The 17,315-nt window shown below is 68.4% G+C and carries 15 protein-coding genes, 1 tRNA gene and 1 pseudogene; 5 read left to right on the plus strand and 12 right to left on the minus strand.

The features are described 5' to 3' along the window. Positions 1-33: 33 nt before the first annotated feature. Positions 34-483: an Rnf electron transport complex subunit RnfB gene (rnfB, locus tag ACSQ19_RS00910; RefSeq protein WP_435999318.1), complete on the plus strand. Its 450-nt coding sequence runs from the start codon at positions 34-36 to the stop codon at positions 481-483. 359 nt (positions 484-842) lie between these two features. On the opposite strand, the gene ACSQ19_RS00915 is transcribed toward rnfB, so the two are convergent. From ACSQ19_RS00915 to ACSQ19_RS00940, 6 genes are all read right to left on the minus strand, one after another. Beyond that, the gene (locus tag ACSQ19_RS00915) at positions 843-1,790 is read right to left on the minus strand and encodes a TraB/GumN family protein (RefSeq protein ID WP_435999322.1); all 948 of its coding nucleotides are present in this window, start codon (positions 1,788-1,790) and stop codon (positions 843-845) included. Between the two features lie 18 nt (positions 1,791-1,808). Further along, positions 1,809-2,744: a DUF1684 domain-containing protein gene (locus tag ACSQ19_RS00920; protein ID WP_435999324.1), complete on the minus strand. Its 936-nt coding sequence runs from the start codon at positions 2,742-2,744 to the stop codon at positions 1,809-1,811. Position 2,745: 1 nt separating this feature from the next. Next, positions 2,746-4,536 (minus strand): DNA mismatch repair endonuclease MutL, encoded by a 1,791-nt coding sequence (mutL, locus tag ACSQ19_RS00925; protein WP_435999326.1) that lies wholly within the window; start codon positions 4,534-4,536, stop codon positions 2,746-2,748. A 65-nt stretch (positions 4,537-4,601) separates the two neighbouring features. Beyond that, a complete protein-coding gene (locus ACSQ19_RS00930) occupies positions 4,602-6,131 on the minus strand; it encodes an N-acetylmuramoyl-L-alanine amidase (protein ID WP_435999328.1) in 1,530 nt (509 codons plus the stop codon). A gap of 75 nt (positions 6,132-6,206) precedes the next feature. Continuing rightward, complete coding sequence (gene tsaE, locus ACSQ19_RS00935) at positions 6,207-6,689, minus strand: tRNA (adenosine(37)-N6)-threonylcarbamoyltransferase complex ATPase subunit type 1 TsaE (RefSeq protein ID WP_435999330.1); 483 nt, start codon at positions 6,687-6,689, stop codon at positions 6,207-6,209. A gap of 48 nt (positions 6,690-6,737) precedes the next feature. Next, positions 6,738-8,210 carry an NAD(P)H-hydrate dehydratase gene (locus ACSQ19_RS00940; RefSeq protein ID WP_435999332.1) on the minus strand — a complete coding sequence of 491 codons (1,473 nt, stop codon included), beginning with the start codon at positions 8,208-8,210 and terminating at the stop codon, positions 6,738-6,740. Positions 8,211-8,295: 85 nt separating this feature from the next. Here ACSQ19_RS00940 and queG point away from each other — a divergent pair, with 85 nt between their 5' ends. Continuing rightward, positions 8,296-9,369, plus strand: a complete 1,074-nt coding sequence (queG, locus tag ACSQ19_RS00945) for a tRNA epoxyqueuosine(34) reductase QueG (RefSeq protein WP_436001046.1) — start codon at positions 8,296-8,298, stop codon at positions 9,367-9,369. A 79-nt stretch (positions 9,370-9,448) separates the two neighbouring features. On the opposite strand, the gene pgi is transcribed toward queG, so the two are convergent. The 6 genes and pseudogenes from pgi to pcnB form a co-directional block, all read right to left on the minus strand. Beyond that, a complete protein-coding gene (gene pgi / locus ACSQ19_RS00950; protein WP_435999334.1) occupies positions 9,449-10,960 on the minus strand; it encodes a glucose-6-phosphate isomerase in 1,512 nt (503 codons plus the stop codon). A 1-nt stretch (position 10,961) separates the two neighbouring features. Continuing rightward, positions 10,962-11,342 carry an aspartate 1-decarboxylase gene (gene panD, locus ACSQ19_RS00955; RefSeq protein ID WP_296282617.1) on the minus strand — a complete coding sequence of 127 codons (381 nt, stop codon included), beginning with the start codon at positions 11,340-11,342 and terminating at the stop codon, positions 10,962-10,964. A 61-nt stretch (positions 11,343-11,403) separates the two neighbouring features. Then, entirely contained in the window at positions 11,404-12,246 is an 843-nt protein-coding gene (gene panC, locus ACSQ19_RS00960; RefSeq protein WP_435999336.1) for a pantoate--beta-alanine ligase, read from the minus strand. 36 nt (positions 12,247-12,282) lie between these two features. Continuing rightward, positions 12,283-13,095 (minus strand): 3-methyl-2-oxobutanoate hydroxymethyltransferase, encoded by an 813-nt coding sequence (panB, locus tag ACSQ19_RS00965; RefSeq protein WP_296282615.1) that lies wholly within the window; start codon positions 13,093-13,095, stop codon positions 12,283-12,285. 17 nt (positions 13,096-13,112) lie between these two features. Continuing rightward, positions 13,113-13,604, minus strand: coding sequence for a 2-amino-4-hydroxy-6-hydroxymethyldihydropteridine diphosphokinase (gene folK, locus ACSQ19_RS00970; protein ID WP_435999339.1), 492 nt, complete (start codon positions 13,602-13,604; stop codon positions 13,113-13,115). Then, positions 13,601-14,914: pseudogene (gene pcnB, locus ACSQ19_RS00975) on the minus strand (polynucleotide adenylyltransferase PcnB); the annotation flags it as partial. The gene folK and the pseudogene pcnB, both read right to left, overlap by 4 nt. 119 nt (positions 14,915-15,033) lie before the next feature. Between pcnB and ACSQ19_RS00980 the strand changes: the two are divergent. The 3 genes from ACSQ19_RS00980 (at position 15,034) to ACSQ19_RS00990 (ending at position 17,307) form a co-directional block, all read left to right on the plus strand. After that, positions 15,034-15,108 (plus strand) — tRNA-Glu (locus tag ACSQ19_RS00980). Positions 15,109-15,265: 157 nt separating this feature from the next. After that, positions 15,266-15,931, plus strand: a complete 666-nt coding sequence (locus tag ACSQ19_RS00985) for a response regulator transcription factor (RefSeq protein ID WP_435999341.1) — start codon at positions 15,266-15,268, stop codon at positions 15,929-15,931. Then, the gene (locus tag ACSQ19_RS00990; RefSeq protein WP_435999343.1) at positions 15,928-17,307 is read left to right on the plus strand and encodes an ATP-binding protein; all 1,380 of its coding nucleotides are present in this window, start codon (positions 15,928-15,930) and stop codon (positions 17,305-17,307) included. The genes ACSQ19_RS00985 and ACSQ19_RS00990 overlap by 4 nt, the downstream gene beginning before the upstream one ends. Positions 17,308-17,315: the final 8 nt, after the last annotated feature.

Raw genomic sequence — 17,315 nt, forward strand, 5'->3', positions numbered from 1 at the left:
AAGCCGGTTCCATCCCACTCCTCGCTGATCCCCGTGGCAACCGCGGACCTGACCGAGCGCCTCGATCGCCTGCTGCCGCAGACCCAGTGCGGACAGTGCGGCTTCGATGGCTGCCTGCCCTACGCGCAGGCGATGGCATGCGGCGAAGCGGGCGTGGACCACTGTCCCCCCGGCGGCGATGACGGCGCGCGTGCGCTCGCACGGGTGCTGGGCGTACCGCCGCTGCCGTACGACCGCGCCCGCGGCACGCACAAGCCCGCAATGGTCGCGGTGGTGGTGGAGGCCGACTGCATCGGTTGCACGAGATGCATCCAGGCCTGCCCCGTGGATGCCATCATCGGCGGCGCCAAGCAGATGCATGTAGTGATCGATCCGCTGTGCACGGGCTGCGAACTCTGCGTGCCCGCCTGCCCGGTGGACTGCATTGTGATGGAACAGCCACCACCGCACGTGGGCCACGCGCGCGCAGGCGCCATTTCGTGAGCAAGCCGGCGCAGGGATCGTCCCGCGCCGGCTGGTCGATGCTACTCGAGGCAGGTCAGGAGCGCATCGTAAGTGTCGCTGTAACACCATTGACCCAGCGCTTCGAAATAAGAGTATCCGGCAGCCGTCAACATCATCGCCTCTCCCGCCACTTCACCCGATGCGCTTACGACGCTTGGCGAAAGCGAGCCCACAATTCCCGCTATCGCGTTCCCACCCAGGACAGCCGCATGCTCGGCTACAGTCAAGTCACGCATTCTCCAACTCCTTTTAGTTGACCATGATCGCCCCGCTTTCTTGCAGGACGACTCAACTTACCGGATAGGGCATGCGGGAGCAATCGCGTGATAGCGCGCGGGTCAACGCGGGCAAGCGGAGCAGATTCTCTCAACGGAGTAGCCCTGCGCGCGCAGCTTCTCGACCACGCCATCCTGGCCCAGCAAGTGCAGAGCGCCGACGACGACCAAGACATCATCACTGCCGCTTGCATCGAGGTGCTGACGGATTTTCGGCACCCATGCATCGTTCCGCGCGACGTTGATGCGCCGGTAAAGCTCGGGGTAGTCACGCTTCATGTCCGCCGCCATGCCCGCCCGCAGCAGTTCCGCATCGCCACGACGCCATGCGTCATGCAAGCGCAAGGTTTCCGTCGACCCTTTACCTGCTTGTTCTAGTGCATCCGCGAGCATCTGTAACTGCTCCTTCTCGCTCGAGCCATCCAGGACATCAATCTGCTCCTGTCCGGTCTCCAGGCCAGCGCTCGGCTTGCCGGACTCGGCGCTACGCTTGACGAAATGGTTGTCGAGCCCCAGCGCGGGATCCAGACCCAGCTTCCCCATTTCCACCATCGTCACCATCAAGGCCGCAAACCAAGGCTCCACTACCGAGAGCATCTGCGGCGACATGCCAAACTTTGGCAGCGCATCCCTATTCGCCTGAGCCCAACCGTCGAGTTGTTGCGCGATAGCTGGTGGCAATGCGGACTGAAGGGTCTTGCCATCCTGGCGCATTGCAGCTCGCATCATCGCCATGGCCAGTTCGGGCGAGGCCAGTTCCTCCGGCGACAACTCGAACATCACGCGCTCGGCATCGGCGAACGCGGCATCGACATCGCCGGACAACGGGTAGTCGCTGGGGCGCAACAGGTGGAACGAGCCCAGCAGGTAGACGGCGTTGTCCTTGTCGGACACCTTCCACATCAACGGCACCGGTGCCGTCGAAGCCGTGGGTGCGTCACTGGCGGATGCGGTCGCCCCGCCCAGCGAGGCCATCATGATCAGGGCTTTCAACGCGTGGCGCAGCTGCATGTCATCCTTCCCGGGTCGTCATAGCACTTTGATGGGTTTCGCATAGGCCTTCTCTCCCGCTTCCACCAGCAGGTCGAGGCGGTTCTCTGCGGGCGGCAACGGACACGTCGCGTACGGCGTGAAGGCGCAGGGCGGGTTGTACGCGCGATTGAAATCCAGCACCACCTTGCCGGCCTGCGGCGCGTCGGCATCCAGGAAGCGGCCGGCAGGATAGCTGCCGTGGCCGCTGGTGCGGTCGGACAGCACGAAGAACAGCGGACCACCTGCCTGCCCCAGCGCTTCCAGCCGGTACGTCGTGCCATCGCGCTCGAACTCGACCACGCCTGGATTCGGCGACTCGTTGGCCACGCCGATGACGTCGACGATGGTCAGCGTCTTGCCTGGCGGATGCGGGATGAAACGCCCTTCGATGCGCCAGTCCTCCTGCGCAGGCCAGTAGTCCAGCCCGATGAACTGCGTGCGCGATTCGGCATCGGCGTGCTTTACGCGCAGCGCGTGGCGCCCGCCGCGCTCGATCACCGTCAGCACGCCCTTTCCTTCGTCGAAGCCGATCGTCGATGGCTGCGCATCGCGATCGCTCTGCAGTTCCACGCGACCCTTCAACGGTTCGCCATCGAACGTCAGCGCCGCACCACCTTCGGGGGTGAGGAACACGCGTCCATCCTGCTGCGTGACCATGCCCAGCTTCGCCGGGCCGACCGCCAGCTTGATGCCACTGCCCGGACCGCTGCCGACGAAGTGGGACTTCAGTTCGATCCAATGCAGCCCGACCAGACTGGTCCAGCCATCCGGCGCGGTCAGCTCGTTCTTGCGCTGTTCGCGCCACGCGGCGTTGTCGGCCAGGAAGTTGACGTCCGCCACCTTGCCCGTGGAGGCCGCCTTCTCATCGCCGCCGCACCCGGCCAGCACTCCCAGCAGCATGGCCACCCCAAGCCATCCCGTGTTCTTCCCCATGTCAGCGTCCTCGCAGGAACCAGCGGTCGATCTCGTTCAAGGAAAAGCGCGCCCATGTCGGGCGGCCGTGATTGCACTGCCCCGAGCGCTCGGTGGCCTCCATCTCGCGCAACAGGGCGTTCATTTCGGGCACGGTGAGGCGCCGGTTCGCGCGCACCGCGCCATGGCACGCCATCGTCGACAGCAGTTCGTCGCGCGCAGCCGCCACGCGGCGGCTTTCGCCGTGTTCTCGCAGGTCCGCCAGCACGTCGCGCAGCAGTGCTTCGGGTTCGGCGTTCGACAACAAGGCGGGAATGCTGCGCACGCTCAACGACTGCGGACCGCTGCGGGTGACGTCGAAGCCCAGCGCCGCCAGCGTCGCCGCTTCTCGCTCGGCCACGTCGGCCTCGCGCTCCGCCACGGCGAGCGCCAGGGGGACCAGCAGCGGCTGCGCACGCAGGCCGATGCCATCGTGCGCATCCTTCAACTTCTCGTAGCCGATGCGCTCGTGCGCGGCGTGCATGTCGACTACGATCAGGCCATCCGCGTTTTCCGCCAGGATGTAGATGCCGTGCAGCTGTGCGATGGCGAAGCCCAGCGGCGGAATGCCGTCGGCATCGGCAGCCGGCATCGCCTGCGGCAGGGAGGGTGCCGGTGTCGCGGTTCCTGCCGGCGCAGCGTACAGCGCGGCATACGCCGCGGGTGCCTCGGCCACGTTCAGGCCCAGCGGCGACTGCTGCGTGGGCATCCAGGCGGACGGCACCGACGGGTAGTTTCTGCTGGCGAACGACGGCACCGCGGCGTCGTTCGGCAATGCACCAGCGCGCGTTTCGGCCAGGGCGTCGTGCAGCGTGCGGTATACGAAATCGTGGATCAACCGCGTGTCGCGGAAGCGCACTTCGTGCTTGGCGGGGTGCACGTTGACGTCGACGCGGGTGGGATCCAGTTCCAGGAACAGCACGTACGCCGGCTGGCGGCCATGGAACAGCACGTCCTGGTACGCCATCTTCACCGCATGCGCGATGTTGCGATCGCGCACGGAACGGCCGTTGACATAGACGTACTGCTGGTCCGCACTGGCGCGCGAGTAGCTGGGCTGTGCGATCCAGCCCTGCAGGCGCAGGCCGGCGGCGGCATGGTCCACGCGCAGCGCATTGCGTGCGAATTCGTCGCCCAGCGTTTCGCTCAGGCGGGACAAGGATTCCAGCTCATCGGCCTTGTAGCGCCGCGAGGGACGGCCGTTGTGGGAGACGCGCAGCTCGATATCGGGACGCGCCAGCGCCAGCGAACGCAGCCACTCTTCGATATGGCCCATCTCGGTGCGCTCGGCGCGCAGGAACTTGCGCCGCGCCGGCACGTTGTAGAACAGTTCGCGCACTTCCACGGTGGTGCCCACGGCATGCGGCTTGGGCGCCACCTCGCCGACCTTGCCGCCCTCCACCTGCAGCGATGCGCCGTGCGCATCCTGCGCACGCCGCGAGGTCAGCGCAAACCGGCTGACCGAAGCGATCGAAGGCAAGGCTTCGCCGCGGAAGCCGAGCGTGGCGACGGCTTCCAGGTCATCGAGCGAGGCGATCTTGCTGGTGGCGTGGCGCGATACCGCCAGCGGCAGTTCCTCGGGTGCGATGCCGCCGCCATCGTCGCGGATGCGGATCAGCCGCACGCCGCCCTCTTCCAGGTCGATGTCGACGCGGCGCGCGCCGGCATCCAGTGCGTTCTCGACGAGTTCCTTGACGACGGACGCCGGGCGCTCGACGACTTCGCCTGCAGCGATCTGGTTGATGAGGGTGTCGGGAAGCTGGCGGATCGGCACGTGCTGGCGGCGCAGGCGCGCCGTCTCGGGGGATCAGCCGTGATGATAGCCGAGCGGGTGCGCGATCAGGGCGCGCCGGCGGCGCCGCCCGCCGCGACAGTACGTGCGTCGGCCTCGGCCTGCGCGCGTGCGGCGAACAGCGTGCCCGGCGGCGGCTGGCGGGTGAAGTACGACTGGATGCCTTCCAGCACCGCGCCCGCCACCTTGCGCTGGTGCGCCGGGTCGAACAGCCGCTTCTCTTCGTCGGCGTTGGAGATGAAGCCCGTTTCCACCAGCATCGCCGGCATGTCGGAGTTGCGGAGGACTTCGAAGTTGGCGAATTCGATCTGCGGCTTGTGGGTCTTTCCGAGGCCCTTCAGCGAGGTCAGCACGTGGCCCGCGGCGTCCTGCGAGGCCTTCATGTGGCCGCTCTGGGCCAGGTCCAGCAGCACGTTGGACAAGGTGTCCTTGGTCAGGCGCACGCCACCGACCAGGTCGGAAGCATTTTCCTTGTCCGCCAGCCAGCGCGCGTGCTGCGACGAAGCACCCCGCAACGACAGCACGTACACCGACGAACCCCAGGCGCTGCGGTTCTCCGCCGCGTCGGCGTGGATCGACACGAACATGTCGGCCTTCGCCGCCCGCGCCTTGCGCGCGCGCTGGGGACGCTCGACATAGACATCTGTGTCGCGGACCAGATAGGCCTTCATGCCCGGCGTGGCGTTGATCTGGCGCGCCAGTTCCCTGGAGATCGCCAGCACCGCGTGCTTTTCGTAGCGACCGCTGGGACCGATGGCGCCCGGGTCCTGGCCGCCGTGGCCCGGATCGATGGCGATGACCAGCGGGCGCGTTCCGGAGGGCACGATGGTCGGCACCTTCGGCGCTTCTGCCGGAGGCGTCGTCGCGCCCGGCATCGGAGTGGGCTGACCCGTGGCGATGGTATAGGTGGGTCGTTCGCCGGCGGGGGTCGGCGCCGGCATCGTGGCGGCGGTGGACTGGCCGTTGAGGATGGCCTGCGGCGAGGGCGAGGGCGGACTGACGGGCGTCGGCCCTGTCGTTGCCGGCACCGACCCCGCCTGCACCACCTTGGCGGTCAGCAGCGCGGTCGCCCGGGCCGCATCGGCCTGCGGCGAGGGCGCAGGAACCGGGGTCGCTGGCGACGGTGTCGCGTTTGCGGTTGTCGCAGCAGCGCTGGCTGTCGCCGGCACCGCGACGCCATCACCGGGCCATTCGATGACCAGGCGGGAATTGGCGCCTGCCTGTTCCATGCGCGGCGCGAGCGCGGTGACGGGCGATGCAAGGTCGAAGACGACACGCAGGGTACTCGCGTCCGGCTGTCCTGTGCGCACGGCGCGCACGATGCCCGCCGGTACCGGCAGCCGCAGGCCAGCCTTCGCTTTCGATGCCGGGAGATCCACGACCAAGCGGTCGGGCCCCTTGAGAGTGAGGGTCTTGTACTGTCCGGCGCCCACCAGTTCGATCTCTGCGCGGGTGCCGGTGCTGCCCTGGGCCAGGGTGACGCCGGTGACCTCTCCTGCGAGGAGCACGCACGGCGCGGCGGCCAGCAGGGCCGCAAGGGCAAGGCGCAGCAAGGTGGTGGGCATCCCCGGGCTCATGCCGCGGATTCAAGCACCATCGGCTCACGAATGCAAGGCGTTTTCCCTTAATAATCCGCAACCTGGCGGATGTTCCTAACCGGACTGGAGAGATGCCGCCTGCAACTGGGCCTTTGCCGTCATTCGTGCGATCCAGTGTTCGCCCACCGCGGATGCCCCGGTAAGCCGGGCCGAGCGACCCGCACCGGCGACTTCGAGTGCCACGTGCAGGTCGGCGGGCGGCAACGCCGCCGCGCCGCGCTCGGGCCACTCGACCAGCCAAAGTGCGGCAACCCCTTCATCCAGCCCCAGGAATTCGAGTTCGCCCGCATTGCCGATGCGGTAGAGGTCCAGATGCCAGGCCTCTCCTCCCTCGACGGGGTAACGCTCCACCAGCGTGTAGGTCGGGCTGCGGATTGCGCCCACCACACCCAGCGTACGCAGCAGCGCGCGTGCCAGCGTGGACTTGCCGGCGCCCAGGTCACCCTGCAGGTGGACGACAGCGGCCGCAGGACGCGTGCGGGCGAGTGATCGGCCCAAGGCCTCGGTGGCCTCGTTGTCGGGAAGGAACACGTGCATGCCGCGATTCTAAGCGCTGGCGCGACGGGTGCCATGCATGCACGGCCCTCAGGGATTGGCCAATCGCCGCAGGTGTGCGAACAGGTCCGACGGCAGCAACCCCCGCTGGCCATCCCACGCCGCGGCGTCCCCGGCCAGCGCATGCAGCAGCGCGCCGGCGCTGGCGGCGTCGAACGCCGCGAGACCCTGCGCCCGCAGGGCGGCGATGACACCGGTCAGGACATCGCCCATGCCGCCCACGGCCATGCCGGGATTGCCGGCAGCGACCACGCGCAACACCCCGTCCGGCGACGCGACGATGGTGCCGGCTCCCTTCAGGACGACCACGCTCGCATGACGCTGGGCGATCGCCCGCGCGGTGGCGAAGCGGTCGCGCTGCACGTCGGCCGTGGTGCACGCGAGCAAGCGTGCCGCCTCGCCGGGATGCGGCGTCAGCACGGCGTCCTGCAGCCTGTGCGGCGATGTCGCCAGCAGGTTCAGCGCATCGGCATCGATTACAGAGGGGATGTCGTAGCGCATCGCGTGCTGGAACAAGGCGCGCGCCCATTCGCCCTGCCCCAGGCCGGGGCCAACGGCGATCACGCGCGCCCGTTCAAGCAGGGGTACCAGCGCGTCCGTCGATTCGACCGCACGCACCATCGCCTCGGGCCTGCGCGCCAGCAGCGCCGCGACATGCGCCGGCCGCGTCGCCACGCTGACCAGGCCGGCACCCGCGCGCAGTGCGGCTTCGGCACACAGCGCAATCGCGCCCCCGCTGCCTTCGTCGCCGCCGATGCACAGCACGTGGCCGGACTCACCCTTGTGCGTGTTGCGTCGGCGCGGAAGCAGCCAGCGTGCGAGCGCGTCCTGCTCCAGCAACGACGCCTCCGCGGGAACGCCATCGAATGTCGCGACGGGAATCTCGAGGTCGTCGAACGCGAGTGCGCCCGTGTATTCGAGCGCATCGCCGGTGTACAGGCCTGCATGCCGCACGATGAACTGCAGCGTGCGCGTCGCCAGCACCGCCACGCCGGGCGTACTGCCGCGATCGGCATCCACCCCGCTCGGCACGTCGAGCGCGAACACGGGGACGGACTGCGCGTTGATCGCGTCGATCAGCGCCTTCGCTTCGTGCTCCGGCGCGCGCGACAGGCCGATACCGAACAGGGCATCCACGATGACATCGGCCTTCGGCAGCGCATCGTCGAAGAGCGTGACCTGCCCACCCGCGGCCACGTAATCGGTGCAGGCGCGCTGTGCGACAGGATTGCCCGGCACGTGCGAATGCAGGTGCACGACCTCGACCGCCCGTCCCGCGCGGCGCGCATGCCGCGCCAGGACATACCCGTCGCCTCCATTGCTGCCGGGTCCGCACACCACGACAATGCGCTGCGCCTCGGGCCAGTGCATCAACAGGTGCTGCCAGGCCGCCAGGCCGGCGCGCTGCATCAGCACGTAGGCATCGCCGCCGAGTGCCTGCGTGGCGCGCGCATCCAGTGCCCGTGCGGCGTGCGCGGAGTACAGGGGCCAGGTGCCGGACATGCGCGGATTCTAGGTCCGGTCCCGGTTGCGGGGAAGTGAACCTGCGGCCCCCTCCTATAATCCCCCCATGCCCGTTTCCGACCCCATGACACCCGCGCCCGATCCTGACGCGCTTGCCCGGCGCGTACGGGAGCTGGCCCGCGAGTTCGGCTTCCAGCGCTGCGGCATCGCCGGGATTGATCTGGGTGACGACGAACGGCACCTGCGCGACTGGCTGGCGCAGGGACTGTACGGGTCGATGGCATGGATGGCGCAGCATGGCGACAAGCGCTCGCGCCCGCAGGAACTGATCCCCGGCACGCTGCGGGTGATCTCCGTCGGGCTGGACTACGGCCGCAACGACAGCGACGACGCATGGGACACGCTGCAGGATGGCCAGCGCGCGTACGTGGCGCGCTACGCGCTGGGGCGCGACTACCACAAGCTGATGCGCAACCGCCTGCAGAAGCTCGCCGAACGGCTCCAGCAGGAAGTCGGCGCATTCGGCCATCGCGTGTTCGTCGATTCCGCACCGGTGCTCGAACGCGCCCTCGCGCGCAACGCGGGCCTGGGCTGGATCGGCAAGCACACCTGCCTGATCGACAGGGACGGTGGTTCGTGGTTCTTCCTGGGGGAAATCTATGTCGACCTGCCGTTGCCGATCGATGCGCCGGCGAGTGCGCATTGCGGCACCTGCACCCGCTGCATCGACATCTGCCCGACGCAGGCAATCACCGCGCCCTACCGGCTCGATGCGCGACGCTGCATTTCCTACCTGACCATCGAGCACGAGGGTGCGATTCCGGAAGACCTCAGGCCCGCGATCGGCAACCGGATCTTCGGGTGCGACGATTGCCAACTGGTGTGCCCTTGGAACAAGTTCGCCAAGCGCACGGACGAGCCGGACTTCCGCGCGCGCAATGAACTGGACGTGGCGACGTTGCCGCAGCTGTTCGCGTGGAACGAAGACGAGTTCCTGCGCCGCACCGAAGGCTCGGCGATCCGCCGCAGCGGGCACGAACGCTGGCTGCGCAACATCGCGGTGGCGCTGGGCAATGCGCCCACTACGCCCGACGTGCTGACTGCGCTCGAAAGCCGTAGGGAAGACCTGTCCCCGTTGGTACGCGAGCATGTCGCATGGGGATTGGCGCAGCACCGCCTGCCTGTGGGAGCGACGTAAGTCGCGAAGGGCGACAAGCCAAAGCTCGCGACTTACACCGCTCCCACAAACGATGGGCGAAGGCGGTATTGCAGGCAGCTCACCCGCGTGCAGCGATCTCCGCCAGCAGTGCCTGGGTCACCGGATCCTTCGCCTCGGTTTCGCCCTTGAGCGCCGGCAGCAGCCCGTTGGCCAGCTGCTTGCCCAGTTCCACGCCGAACTGGTCGAAGGCGTTGATGCCCCAGAGCACGGACTGGGCATAGACGCTGTGCTCGTACATCGCGATCAGGCCACCGAGCGACTGCGGGGTCAGCGCATCGAGCAGGATCATCGTGCCGGGACGACCGCCGGCATAGCTGCGATGCGGATCGTCGCTGGCTTGGCCATTGGCGAGCGCTTCGCTCTGCGCGAGCAGGTTGGACATCAGCGCGAGGTGGTTTTCCGCGTAGGGGTCGTCGTTGCGCACGGTGCCCACGAAGTCGAGCGGCACGATCTGCGTGCCCTGGTGCAGCGCCTGGAAGAAGCTGTGCTGCACGTCGGTACCCGCCCCACCCCACCACACCGGCACGGACTCGACGCCGACCGGGCTGCCATCCAGCTTCACCGACTTGCCCAGACTCTCCATCACCAGCTGCTGCAGGTACGCCGGCAGCAGCGCCAGGCGCTGGTCGTACGTCATCACGCCCTGCGCCGCATGACCCAGCACATTGCGGTTCCACACGGCCGTCAGCGCGTGGCGGACGGCGATGTTCTCGGCCAACGGTGCGCCGATGACATGCGCGTCGAAAGCCGATGCGCCCGCCAGCAGTTGCTCGAAACGGTCGAAACCGATCGCCAGCGCGATCGGCAGACCCACCGCCGACCACAGCGAGTAACGGCCGCCCACCCAATCCCACATGGGCAGCACGCGCTCGGACGCGATGTCGAACGCCGCGGCGGCGCGGTCCGGGTTGGCGCTGACGGCGTACAGCCGATCGCTGCCGCCGAGCCAGTCGCGCAGGATGCCGCCGTTGAGCAGCGTCTCCTGCGTGCCGAACGTCTTTGAGATCAGGACTGCCGCGGTACTTGCCGGATCCAGCGGTGCCAACGTGCGCTGCGCCGCGGCGCCATCGACGTTGGATAGGAAGTGCACGCGGAACCGACCCGGCAACGGATCGCGCAACGCGTCGGCGACCAGCCTCGGCCCGAGGTCGGACCCGCCGATGCCGACGCTGACTATGTCCGTGACGCCGCTGTCTTCCAGACCCGAGATCAGGGCCGCCATGCGTTGGCGGACATCGAGCGCCGTCGCGTAGGCCTCGCGTGCGACGACCGCGTCCGAGTGGCGTCCGCGCAATGCGGTATGCAGGGCCGCGCGGTCTTCGGTGACGTTGACCTTCTCTCCGTCGAACAAGCGACGGAACGCACCCGCCAGGTCGGCGGAGTTGCCCTGCGCCAGCAGGGCCTGCCAGGCAGCCGCGTCGTACGACTGGCGCGCGAAGTTGAAATACAGGGGACCGGCGCGCAGCGTGTGGGCGGCGATGCGGTCGGGTTCGCGCGCCAGCAGTGCACTCAAGGGCTCCGCACGCAGGCGCGCGGCATGGGACTGCAAAGCGTCGAAACCCTGGCTCATGTCAGGCCGCCTGCTTGGGGATGCTGCGGTTGGTGTGGGTGATGCGGTTCTGGCCGTCCACGTAGACGAGCGTGGGCTGGAACGCATCGGCTTCCTGCTCGCTCATGGAAGCGAACGCGGCGATGATGATCAGGTCCCCGACCTGCACGTGGCGGGCTGCACCGCCGTTGAGCGACACGATGCCGCTGCCCTCGTCGGCGCGGATCGCGTAGGTGGAGAAGCGCGCCCCATTGGTGACGTCCCAGATATGGACCTGTTCGAACTCGCGGATGCCCGTGGCCTCCAGCAGCAGGCCATCGATGGCGATGGAACCTTCGTAGTTCAGTTCCGAATGGGTGACGGTCGCGCGGTGGATCTTGGTCTTGAGCAGGCTGAGGTGCATGTCGGCGGCACGAAGAGCGGGAGCGCGAAGTTTATCCCCTCATGCCGGCCTTGTACCGCGCTCAGAACTCGAGGTTGTCGATCAAGCGCGTGCGCCCCAGCTTCGCTGCGACCAGCGCGACGCGCGCGCCCGCTTCGCCGTCTTCCGGCTCGCTGAGGTCGGGGCGACGGACCACGGTGTAGTCCACTTCGTAACCAATCTCCGCAAGCTGCCGGGCGGCATCGGCTTCCACCCGGGCGCGCGGGGTTCCCGCCACCAGGCTTTCGCGCATGGCGATCAGTGTCCGGCGGATCTCCGCCGCGCGCGGACGTTCGTCCGCCGACAGGTACTGGTTGCGCGAGCTCATCGCCAGTCCGTCGGACTCGCGCACGATGCTGCCGGCGAGGATCTGGATCGGGAACGCCAGGTCGGTGACCAGTTGGCGGATCACCGCGAGCTGCTGGTAATCCTTCTTGCCGAAGGCGGCCACGTCGGGCTGTACCTGGTTGAACAGTCGACTGACCACGGTGCATACGCCATCGAAATGCCCCGGGCGGTGCGCGCCTTCCAGCACGCTGCTGACACCGGGTACGTGCACGTTGGCCGCGAGACCGACGCCGAACGGGTACATGGATTCCACCGTGGGCAGCCACAGGACATCGCAGCCGGCGCCTTCGAGACCGCTCATGTCCGCCTCGGGCGTGCGCGGGTAGCGGGTGAAGTCCTCGTTGGGCCCGAACTGCGTCGGGTTCACGAATACGCTGGACACCACGCGGTCGGCGTACTGCCGCGCCAGCATCACCAGTGAGTAATGCCCGGCATGCAGGTTGCCCATCGTCGGGACGAAACCGACCCGCAGGCCCTGCTGCCTCCATTCCCTGACGCGGGCGCGCAGCGCCTCAAGCTCGGTGATGGTCTCGATCATCGTGGCCCCTGGGGCGTGTGGTCGCGCGCGGCGCGGTCAGTAGGAATGGGCATCGTCGGGGAAGGCCCCGCTGCGCACCGCGTCGGCATAGGCGCGTACGGCGCCCGCCACGGAACCGCCTTCGGCAAGGAAATCCTTGACGAACTTCGGCCGTCGATGGCCCGTGTCGAGGCCGAGGAAGTCGTGCAGCACCAGCACTTGCCCATCGCAGCCGGGACCCGCCCCGATGCCGATGGTGGGGATGGCCAGGTCCGCGGTGATCGTGGCGGCCAGCGACGACGGCACGCACTCGAGCACCAACAGCTGCGCGCCGGCGTCCTGGACGGCGCGCGCTTCTTCGCGCAAGCGGACGGCCGCGGCCTCGTCACGCCCCTGCACGCGATAACCGCCGAACTTCAGCACCGACTGCGGGGTCAGGCCCAGGTGCGCGCAGACGGGGATGTCGCGCTCGACCAGGAAGCGGATGACCTCCAGCTTGTGGCCCGCCCCTTCCAGCTTGACCATCTCCGCACCGGCCTGGAGCAGCGCGATGGCGGCATCGAGCGCGCGCTCGGGCGTGGCATCGGACTGGAACGGCAGGTCCGACACCAGCAGGGCGCGATCGAGGCCGCGGGCAACGGCACGCGTGTGGTAGACGATGTCGTCCACGGTCACCGGCAGCGTGGAGTCGTGCCCTTGCACCACCATGCCCAGCGAGTCGCCGATCAACACCAGGTCGATGCCACTGGCATCCAGGACGCGGGCGAAACTGTTGTCGTACGCCGTCAGCATCACCAGCTTGCGACCGTCACGCTTGGCGTCGGCGAGGGCGGGAACGGTCCAGGGCTTGCTGTCGGCGTGGGTGCTCATAGCGCCGCATTATCCACTCATAACGGCTGGATGTTGGACATTTCCAGCACGGACACAGCATCCCGCGCAGCGCCGTAGGCAGGGATACGGGCATCGGGCAGGACGTCCAGCAGCGGTACCAGCGCGAAGGCGCGTTCGTGCAGATGTGGATGCGGCACGCGCAGCCCGGGCTCGTCGATCACCGCGTCGCCGTACAGCAGCAAGTCCAGGTCCAGCGTGCGCGGGCCCCAGCGCTCGCCTTCGACGCGACGCCGACCGAACCCCGCTTCCACCGCCAGCAGCAGGTCCAGCAGCGCGCGCGGCGGCAGCGAGGTTTCCACCAGTGCGACGGCATTGATGAAGTCGGGCTGGTCTTCCCTGCCCCAGGCCGGCGTGCGGTAGAAGGGCGAGACCGCCCGCACGACGATGCCTGCGCGGCCCGCCAACGCAGCCACCGCCTGGCGCAGCGTATCGGCCGCATCGCCGAGGTTGGCTCCCAGGCCAATGCAGGCCTGGCACGTCGCCGTCATTCCGGCGAGGCGCCGCCCGTGCGCCGGCGGCGACGGCGACGACGCTTCGACGGGGCCGCATCATCATCGTCGCCGAAGGCGTCGGTCGACGCGGCGACACCGAGCGTGGCGGCGAGCTCTTCACCGGACTGCGTCTGCGCTTCGCGCCAGAACGCCACATCCTCGGCATGCTCCGGCGACGCGGCGAGGCGCAGCACGAGGAAATCGAACGCGGCCCGGAACCGCGGATGCGTCAACAGGCGCGTCACCCGCTTGCGCTGGCGGTTGCCGAACCGGGTCTGCAACAGCCAGATCTCCTGCATCGGCAACGAGAAGCGGCGCGGCAGGGCCACCGTGTTCAACTGGTGCAGGGTCACCCGATCGGCGGCGCGACGCTGCGCTTCCTCCGCCTGCACGCCCTGGGCCTGCAGCCCCATCAGGGCGCGGCAGTACGCCGGCCACAGCAGCAACGCGAACAGGAAGGCCGGCGATACCGGTTCCTCGTTGGCCACGCGCTGGTCGGTGCCGGTCAGCCCCGCGAGTACCATGCGACGCAACGCGCCGCTGCGATTGGACGCGAGCGCGGCGGCGGTTTCGGGGAACAGCACCTTCAGCAGGCCGAAACGCTCCAGCCCCTCGAAGCTCGCCACGCCATGCCCGGACAGGAACAGCTTGAGGATCTCTTCGAACAGCCGCGCCGGCGCGGCCTCGGCCAGCAGTGGCGCCAGTGGCGCGATCGGCGCGGCGGTGTCGGCATCGATCTCGAAGCCCAGCTTGGCCGCCAGGCGGACCGCCCGCAGCATGCGCACGGGATCCTCGCGATAACGCTGTTCCGGATCGCCGATCAGCTTTAGCCGTCGCGCCATCGTGTCTTCGAAGCCGCCGACATAGTCGCGGACCGAAAAATCGTCGATGGCGTAATAAAGCGCATTGGCGGTGAAATCGCGGCGCACCGCATCGTCTTCGACGGTGCCGTAGACGTTGTCGCGGACCAGCCTGCCGTTGTCCATCTCGCGGTCGCCGCTGCCGTCGTCGACATTGGCGCGGAAGGTGGCGACCTCGATGATCTCGCGCCCGAAGACCACGTGCGCCAGGCGGAACCGGCGCCCGATCAGCCGGCAGTTGCGGAACTGCTGGCGCACCTGTTCCGGCGTGGCGTCGGTCGCCACATCGAAATCCTTGGGGTGGCCGCCGACCAGCAGGTCGCGCACCGCGCCACCGACCAGGTACGCCTGGAAACCGGCATCCCGCAGGCGGTAGAGCACACGCAGCGCGTTCGGGCTGATGTCCTTGCGCGAAATGGTGTGCTGGTCGCGCGGGATGGTTCGCAGAGCGGTGACGGGCGTAATAGCGGCAGTTCCATGCAGGAGGGTCACGCGGCCGGCGGGGTGGATTGCCCTCGACCTGACCGCCACCTATACTAATCCGCTACGCCGGTTTCACCAAAAACGCTCCCTTCGTCTAGTGGTTAGGACGTGGCCCTCTCAAGGCTAAAACAGGGGTTCGAGTCCCCTAGGGAGCGCCATCCGGTCGAGGTTGCGGGTTGAGATCCGCGACAGGTGGAGTGCCAGGACCCCGCTACGGCGGGGTTTTGCGTTTGCAGGGGCCGGCACGGACGCATTAAAGACGGTTTAATCGCGTCGTCCTAGCATGATCGCCCCATATCCCGCCGAGGCCCGCTCGTGTCGCGCCTGCTCCTGGTTGAAGACGATCGCATGCTCGGCGATGCCCTGGCCGCCGCCCTGGCCCAGGACGGCTGGTCCATCGACCGCGCCGAAGACGGCGCATCCGCACGCCTGGCGCTGGTCGACCACGGCTACACCGCGGTCCTGCTGGACCTGGGGTTGCCGCGCGGCTCGGGACTGGACGTACTGGCGGCACTGCGCCAGCGCTACGACACCACCCCCGTGCTGATCATCACGGCACGCGACCAGCTCAGCGACCGCGTGCGTGGACTGGATGCCGGCGCCGACGACTACATCGTCAAGCCGTTCGAAGCCGGGGAACTCAGCGCTCGCCTGCGCGCGGTGGTGCGCCGCACGCAGGGCCGCGTCGCGCCAGTGCTGCGCCATGGCGACATCGTGCTGGATCCTGCCGACCGCTCGGTGCGACTGGGCGACCAGCCGGTGCGATTGGGTGTACACGAGTACCGCACCCTGCTCGCCCTGATGGAGCGGCCGGGCCGCGTGATCGCGCGCGATACGCTGGAGTCCCTGGTGTACGGCGGCGAAGGGTCGATCGAGAGCAACACCATCGCGGTCTACATCCACCAGCTGCGCAGGAAACTGGGAGACGGCGTGATCACGACCGTGCATGGCTTCGGCTACCGGCTGGGAGAGGGTGAATGAGCCACTCGCTGAAGTCGAAACTACTGTTGGCGGTGATGACGCCGCTCGCGCTGGGTTGGGCCGGATGGCTCGGCAGCCAGCACTTCCAGATGACGCGTCAGCAGCAGGGCCACGACGACCTGTTCCTGCAGGAGGTCAGCGAACAGATCCTGTTGTCCATGCCGAGCAACCTCGACGCGCTGGACGACGGCCCGCGTCTTCGCCTGCCCCCGCGGGCCGGCCCGGCGGGCAAGAAGAAGAAATTCGACACGCTGCGCTACCAGGTGTGGATCCTCGGCCGGCGCACGCCCGTGGTGGCGTCGGATGGCGCACCGATGCAGCCGCTGCGCGCGGACTTCAAGTCCGGTTTCGTGGTGAGCGAGGTCGCGGGCGAACCGTGGCGCGTCTATGCCGCCACCGATGCCAGCGGCCGCATCCAGGTGCAGTCCGGCATGTCGCAGTCGGCGATGAAGGCCGAACTCGCGCACTGGGTGAAGATCAGCCTGTGGAGCGGCATCGGCATCCTGCTCATGCTCGGGGCCATCGTGGGCCTGGCCATCCACTGGAGCCTGCGTCCGATGAACCGCCTGCGCCGCGAGATGGCGCAGCGCGAGCCTCACGACCTGGCTCCCTTGCCCGCCTCCGGGCTGCCGCGCGAGATCCGGCCACTGGTGGATTCGTTCAACCTGTTGCTCGAACGCCTCTCGGAGGCGATGCGCGGCGAACGCCAGTTCCTGGCCGACGCCGCGCACGAGTTGCGGACGCCGCTGGCTGCGCTGCTGACGCAGACGCAGGTCGCCATGCGCGCCGGCAGCCAGGCGGACGCGCAGGCCGCGCTGGCCCAGCTGGCGCATGGCATCCAGCGCACGTCGCGGCTGGCGCAGCAGCTGCTCGACTCGGCACGCGTGGACGCGTCGCCGCTGCGCGAGGATCGACCCGTCGTCGCGCTCCCCGACGTAGTGACGATGGTCGCGCGCGAGTTCGAATCGATGGCGAGCCGCCGACAGCAGACGCTCGCGCTCCATGCCGAGCCCGCCAGCGTGCGGGGCGACCTCGACGATCTCGGCATCCTGGTGCGCAACCTGCTGGACAACGCAGTCCGCTACGGCGGCGACGGCGCGCGCATCGAGATCGCCTGCGGCACCGACGACGGAGGCGCGACCGCCTGGGTCAGGGTGCGGGACAACGGCCCCGGCGTGCCCGCAGACGAGCGCGAACGCATCTTCGAGCGCTTCTTCCGGGGGAGCCAGGGCAATGGCGAACGCGGCAGCGGCATCGGCCTGTCGCTGGTCGACCGCATCGCACGCGCACACGATGCGCGCATCACGGTGGAAGACGGCATCGCCGGACGGGGATTCGGTTGCCGCGTCGCGTTCCGCGCGGCACCCGACGCCTGATGCGGCGA

The sequence above is a fragment of the Pseudoxanthomonas sp. LjRoot127 genome (assembly GCF_964253495.1).
Taxonomy (GTDB): Bacteria; Pseudomonadota; Gammaproteobacteria; order Xanthomonadales; family Xanthomonadaceae; genus Pseudoxanthomonas_A.

Excerpts from the sequence above, each read along its gene's own strand:
- ACSQ19_RS00990 (WP_435999343.1), top strand. The coding sequence starts at position 15,928 with ATGAGCCACTCGCTGAAGTCGAAACTACTGTTGGCGGTGATGACGCCG.
- pgi (WP_435999334.1), bottom strand. The coding sequence starts at position 10,960 with ATGAGCCAGGGTTTCGACGCTTTGCAGTCCCATGCCGCGCGCCTGCGT.
- tsaE (WP_435999330.1), bottom strand. The coding sequence starts at position 6,689 with ATGCACGTGTTCCTTCCCGACAACGAGGCCACCGAGGCCTTGGGCCGA.
- folK (WP_435999339.1), bottom strand. The coding sequence starts at position 13,604 with ATGACGGCGACGTGCCAGGCCTGCATTGGCCTGGGAGCCAACCTCGGC.
- queG (WP_436001046.1), top strand. The coding sequence starts at position 8,296 with ATGACACCCGCGCCCGATCCTGACGCGCTTGCCCGGCGCGTACGGGAG.
- ACSQ19_RS00915 (WP_435999322.1), bottom strand. The coding sequence starts at position 1,790 with ATGCAGCTGCGCCACGCGTTGAAAGCCCTGATCATGATGGCCTCGCTG.
- ACSQ19_RS00940 (WP_435999332.1), bottom strand. The coding sequence starts at position 8,210 with ATGTCCGGCACCTGGCCCCTGTACTCCGCGCACGCCGCACGGGCACTG.
- panC (WP_435999336.1), bottom strand. The coding sequence starts at position 12,246 with ATGATCGAGACCATCACCGAGCTTGAGGCGCTGCGCGCCCGCGTCAGG.
- panD (WP_296282617.1), bottom strand. The coding sequence starts at position 11,342 with ATGCACCTCAGCCTGCTCAAGACCAAGATCCACCGCGCGACCGTCACC.
- panB (WP_296282615.1), bottom strand. The coding sequence starts at position 13,095 with ATGAGCACCCACGCCGACAGCAAGCCCTGGACCGTTCCCGCCCTCGCC.
- ACSQ19_RS00920 (WP_435999324.1), bottom strand. The coding sequence starts at position 2,744 with ATGGGGAAGAACACGGGATGGCTTGGGGTGGCCATGCTGCTGGGAGTG.
- ACSQ19_RS00930 (WP_435999328.1), bottom strand. The coding sequence starts at position 6,131 with ATGAGCCCGGGGATGCCCACCACCTTGCTGCGCCTTGCCCTTGCGGCC.